The 4,573-nt window shown below is 46.7% G+C and carries 3 protein-coding genes; all 3 read right to left on the bottom strand.

Going from position 1 to position 4,573, the window contains the following annotated elements:
• Positions 1-2,420 (bottom strand): efflux RND transporter permease subunit (locus A3761_RS15050; RefSeq protein ID WP_068750432.1); only part of this gene is annotated, 2,420 nt, incomplete at its 3' end.
• A gap of 2 nt (positions 2,421-2,422) precedes the next feature.
• Positions 2,423-3,706, bottom strand: a complete 1,284-nt coding sequence (locus tag A3761_RS15045; protein ID WP_068554961.1) for an efflux RND transporter periplasmic adaptor subunit — start codon at positions 3,704-3,706, stop codon at positions 2,423-2,425.
• A gap of 91 nt (positions 3,707-3,797) precedes the next feature.
• The coding region (locus tag A3761_RS15040; RefSeq protein WP_231881229.1) for a 16S rRNA (uracil(1498)-N(3))-methyltransferase at positions 3,798-4,573 on the bottom strand (776 nt) is incomplete at its 5' end.

The raw sequence follows: 4,573 nt of genomic DNA, 5'->3' as shown, positions 1-4,573 counted from the left end.
ATATCACCAGAGGGTGTAACGAGAGGGAAGTTGTCGAGAATACGAGAGTAGTTGCGCTCTTCATCGGGAAGAATAATCCGAACCTCGATCTCTTCATTCTCGTCATAGAATACTTGTAAAAGCTGGCCGTCGAAGGCCGCTCGTAATTGTCTGCCAACATCCGAGACGGTGAAGCCAAGCGCTTCTCCCAGAGGCGTAAGTGAGTAGATAAATTGGTTTTTACCAAAGGGTAGGTCGTCTTGGATATCACGCACGCCGACATAGGTTTTTAGCTTGGTCGCCAGGTCCTCACCCGCTTGTTTGAGTACCGAAGTCGCTTGCCCAGTGAGGAATATATCGACGTCTTTACCCGGTGGACCACCTCGTGGGCTAGATATGCTCAGCTGCTCTACGCCATCGGGTTGGTCGATGAAATCGTTCCAGGCTTCAATAAATTCGGGGTTTCTTATATCGCGAGCGTCTGGTGTTAAAAGTTCTACGTGAACGGAAGCATATTGTTCACCCGTGGAGTAGTTCTGGCCACCATCGAAGCTGGCCTGGTTAATCCTAAGAACACTATGAACGACCAGGCTATCAGCATCGCCCATGCGTTGTTCCTTGGCGAATTTTGCATCGGCTTGTTGCAAGGCTTGCTCCATGTTAAGGCCGAACTCGCGTACTTTTTCAGGCGGTGTTCCTGAAGCAAACTTAACGTTGCCAAGTAATATATGGCTTTCAGGTTGGGGGAAGAAGTCTGACTTGACCCGGCCCGAGGCAATCAGAGTGATACTGACAGCCAGGATCGCGACGGATAGACAAAGAATAACGCCTCGATTCTCGATCGATTTTTCGGATAAAGGGCGGAAGAAATTATCCCGAAAGCGATTAAAACCTTGATCGATTTTTTCCCGATATGAACCCGCTGCATTGGCTTTAAAGGAGCGCTTAAAGGAATGATTTAAATGACCTGGTAAGACGAGAAAGCACTCAATTACAGAGGCGATAATGACACAGATAATTACTAGTGGAATGTCGAACAGAATGTTGCCGATAATGCCGCTAATGAGCATCAATGGCAGGAAGGCAGAAACGGTTGTCAACGAAGAAGATAAGACTGGCACGAACATCCTGCGAGCACCGCCTTCAGCAGCACGTAGAGGGTTTTCACCTTTGCTATAGTGAGTGAGGGCATCTTCGCCTACAACAATTGCATCATCGACAATGATGCCCAGCGCCATGATTAGCGCGAACATGCTGACCATGTTGATACTGCCGCCAACGAGGTAGAGTATTGCAAGTGTGCCCATAAATGATATTGGGATACCGACAGCAACCCAAAAGGCCACACGACCATTGAGGAATATGAATAGGATGCTGACCACTAGAATCAAGCCGCCTAGGCCGTTTTTGATTAGCAGGTTAATACGGTCCTCAATTAGTACGTAGGCTTCATTATAAGCGTGTAACTGAACAGTTTGAGGGAGTAGGGGCTTTGTGTCAGCCAACCAGTTATTAAGAGTCTCAGCTGCTTTCAAAGTGTCGGAAGACTGGGTGCGAAGAACTCGTAACAAAACAGCAGGCCTGTTTTGATAAAAGACCTCTATTTGATTGTCTTTATTACGTTGTTGCACCACCGCGATGTCTTCGAGCTTAATGGGTTCGGCAGAACTTCCGCTTAGTATGGCTAGCTGTTCAAAGCCACTTTCACTTCTTCGCTGTTCAATGCTTCTAAGTTCTTTGGCTGCTTCACTTTTTCCGCTGGTACCTGCTGGGATATCCTGACTGGCATTGAGTATTTGCTGGCCGAGTTGGGGAAGTGACATTTTTAATGCGCTGATCTGTTTGCTATCAACCTGAATGGCTATCTCTTGAGATGGCAGGCCAATAAACTCGACTTTTGCAACGCCTCTGTCTAGTAGTTCTCTTTCATACTGGTAGGCAAGTGGGCGTAGTTCTTCTAATGTGCCATCCGAAGAAAGAATGATGGTTGCAACGTCCTCATTTAACGAAACTTTTGATACTTCGGGCGTTTCAGAATCAGAGGGAAGGTTTCTTACCAGGTCAACGTATTCTTTAACTTGGTCGAGGGCCAAACCCATATCACTGCCTTCATCATATTCCAGGACGATGACGCCAGCGCTTTGATAAGACGTCGAACGCATTTCTTTCACGTAATCTAGATTGCGCAACTGCTGTTCTAGCGGTGTGACAATCGACTTGGCCACATCTTCTGCACTGGCACCTGGCCAGGTAACGCGGACGATAACGTAGTCGGGTTCGAAGTTTGGTAAGAACTGAGTGTTAAGTTTGATTAGTGATACCGCACCTGCAAGCAGCATAATCAGCATGAGCAGGTTGGCTGCTACTTTATGTTGAGCAAAGCGGCCAATTAAATCTGAGCGGTGATCACCTGGGTTTTGTTCGTGATTTACAATGCTCATTCTTAGCTACGCTCTTTAACTTTTAGACCGGAAATTGCATTGGGGAGTTGGGTTGTTGTGACCTTATCGCCATCGCCTAGATGCTTACTACGAATAATGACTCTGTCTTGAAGAGTCTCTTCATTTGCAGAATTCGTGCTAAGACTTAAAAGCTGTTTTCCTAATACTTCAATATTTAGCGATTGAAGCCGTCCCTCCTCAATACGATAAATTCGATTTGTTCCATAGATTGCCGACACGGGTAGAGTGAATACGTTTGTTAGTGCTGGCATATCAATGCGTAATCGTAATGCTTTGTTTAGAATCAAGTTATGCTCTTCGCTAGCAGGTCTAAATAGAGCATCGACACCGCCATTGCTGAGACTTGCCTGGCCAGATAATCGCAGAAGTTGTAATGGTATTTCTGATTGATGGCTAAGTGCCGTGGCTTGGATGTTGATACCCTGTTGCAGTGCATCACTAATAAGTGCCAGATATTTGTCGGGTACTTGAGCGCGGAGCTCCATATTCTTTCGGTCGTAGAGAGAAACCAGTGCTTGTCCCATTTGTATTCGCTCACCCGGAGCGACCTTAACACTTGTGACAATACCGTCAAAAGGGGCTCTGATCTGAGCGCGCTCAGCATCGATTTCTGCGTCTTTCAGCAAGGTGAGGGCTCGTACTTTTTTAGCTTGAAGCTGCTTTAAACGATTAGGGTGGTCGGCAATATTTAGCTTTCGGGCATTGACGGATAAAGCTTGCTGAGCACGGCTAGACTCGGCACTATCGTAGCGTTCCTGTGCGACCAGGTTAGAAGCTTTTAGTTTTGCCTGACGGGCCAGTGCTTGCTCGGCAATTTCTAGTAATCGTTTTTCTTCAACCAGAGAATCCTGATCGGTTTTAAAGCGTAGCTTCTCTGCATCGATTAGAGCATCTAGCTCATTAATATCAGCTTGCCGCTGTGCCAGGGTAAGTTCGATTTCGCGAGCATCGAGTTGGACCAGTAGGTCGCCCATTTTTACGCTAATTCCTTCTCGCACTGGAACTTGCATTACGTCGGCAGTGATCGCAGCGCTTAATGTTGAGTCGAAAGGCGATTCAACCCGTGCCAATAGTTCGACTTGAGGCTGCGCCTGGGTTTCCTTAAGTATGATGCTTGATACTAGCCATTCCTTTTCTTTGGTTTCTTTTTTGGGTGGTTTGGGCTTAGAAACGACGAGCGCAAAAATGATCAAGGCTGCCACCGCTAGGATAATGATAGGTAAAAACCAGCTGTGCTTTTGGCGGAGGTTCTGGAATGTGTTCATTGTGTTGATTCCACAGTGTTAAAGGAATAAAAGCTTAAGTAATCTTGAGTCTAATCTGAGTATTTTTAATCTTTCACTTGGCTAGAGCAGCTTAGGTATTAAAGTCCCCCCAGAGCCACTGAAGCAATGCCAGGCACGCTACAGGGGCTGTTTCTGTACGCAATACTCTTGGGCCGAAGGTGCTTGGGATAAACTTATTATCACAGGCCATGCTGATTTCAGCTTCACTTAACCCCCCTTCAGGACCAATAAGAATATTGACATGGCCAGGGGCGGGGGAGATATCAGATAAACGTTGGCGGTCTCTGTGGTGTAAAACCAAAGACAAGCCCTTAGATGATTGTTGCTGAACCCAGTCATCGACATTCAATATCGGATGGACGGTCGGCACCGTTGCGCGCCCACATTGTTCAGCAGCGCTAATTGCAACCTGTTGCCAGTGCTGAACACGTTTGCTTGCACGTTCATTGTTAAGGCGCAATTCGCAGCGCTCACTATCTAAGGGTGTAATCGCATTAACGCCCATCTCAGTACTCTTTTGGATGGCGTAGTCCATTCGGTCACCCCGAGACATGACCTGGCCGATATGGGTCTTAAGTTTAGATTCACTGACAGCATTTTCAGCGATGCCGATACTAGTAGCGAAAGACTTTTTGCTAGTTTCCTGAATGGTAGCGGGGTAGAACTTACCGTCGCCATTAAAAAGCCTAAGCTGGTCACCAGCTTTCATTCTAAGCACTTTTAAAAGGTGCTGCGCTGCTTGGCCCTCGATTACGGTATTTGAGGATGCTTCGAGAGGCTGATCAACATAAATATTCGGAATGCGCATCGTGCGTTTTACCAGCTCAGTGATTAAGTAAAGAGAGT

The organism is Oleiphilus sp. HI0123, from assembly GCF_001635315.1.
This window is presented reverse-complemented; position numbering and strand designations above follow the sequence as displayed.